The sequence below is a fragment of the Erythrobacter sp. QSSC1-22B genome, assembly GCF_001678665.1.
Lineage (GTDB): Bacteria > Pseudomonadota > Alphaproteobacteria > Sphingomonadales > Sphingomonadaceae > Qipengyuania.
Genome location: NZ_LZRP01000044.1, coordinates 1 through 456, shown reverse-complemented (window position 1 = coordinate 456; position 456 = coordinate 1). Strand labels below are relative to the sequence as shown.

1 protein-coding gene is annotated in these 456 nt (G+C 62.7%); it reads left to right on the top strand.

Annotated features, from left to right (window positions below; all coding sequences use genetic code 11):
- Positions 1-456, top strand: a 456-nt coding sequence (locus A9995_RS15785; protein WP_145917029.1) for an IS5 family transposase, incomplete at both ends; no start/stop codon positions are given.

Here is a 456-nt window from a genome sequence, read left to right as displayed (position 1 = left end):
AGTGGTTTGTCACCGCGCCGTTCATCCCGCCTGCGAAGTCCGGCGGGCGGCGGCGCACGACGAACATGCGCGAGGTATTGAATGCGCTGCTCTACGTTGCATCGAGCGGCGGCGCGTGGCGGATGCTGCCCAAATGCTTCCCGCCGGTCTCGACGGTGCGGCGGTATTTCTACGCTTGGCGGAACGCCCGATTGTTCGAGACGATCAACACCGTGCTGGTGATGAACCTGCGTGAGATCGAGGGGCGCGAGGCCTCGCCATCGGCCGGAGTGATCGACAGCCAAAGCGTCAAAACCACGGAAAGCGGCGGGGTTTGGGGCTATGACGCAGGCAAGAAAATCAGAGGCCGCAAGCGTCACATCCTCACCGACACCTGCGGATTTCTGATCTTCATCCTCGTCCACCCCGCCGATGTCCAGGACCGTGATGGCGCAGTCGATGTGCTCAAAGCGGTCC